The organism is Pseudomonas sp. 65/3-MNA-CIBAN-0223 (genome assembly GCF_040310425.1).
Classification (GTDB): Bacteria; Pseudomonadota; Gammaproteobacteria; order Pseudomonadales; family Pseudomonadaceae; genus Aquipseudomonas; species Aquipseudomonas gregormendelii.
This window is the reverse complement of record NZ_JBEOPV010000188.1, coordinates 1-264: the sequence shown is the minus strand read 5'-3', so window position 1 is coordinate 264 and position 264 is coordinate 1. Positions and strand designations below refer to the sequence as shown.

General features: G+C 62.9%; 1 pseudogene. It reads right to left on the bottom strand.

What is annotated here, in order from left to right:
- A pseudogene (gene purH, locus AAEZ09_RS28495) lies at positions 1-218 on the bottom strand (bifunctional phosphoribosylaminoimidazolecarboxamide formyltransferase/IMP cyclohydrolase); the annotation flags it as partial.
- Positions 219-264 lie beyond the last annotated feature (46 nt).

The following is a 264-nucleotide window of genomic DNA, read 5'->3' as shown; positions in this document are numbered from 1 at the left end:
GTCTTCACCCGTCCGTCCATCATCTCCGGGAAACCCGTGTAATCGGCCACTTCGACGGCAGCGATACCGTTGTCACGCAGCAGCTTGAAGGTACCGCCGGTGGAGAGGATCTCAACACCGAGGGCTTCGAGCTCGCGGGCGAAGTCGACGACGCCGGTCTTGTCGGACACGCTGATCAGCGCGCGGCGCACGGGGAGGCGGGTGGTTTGGTCGGTCATTGACGTTTCCTAGAGGCTACAGGCTTGAGTCCGCACAACTGGCAGG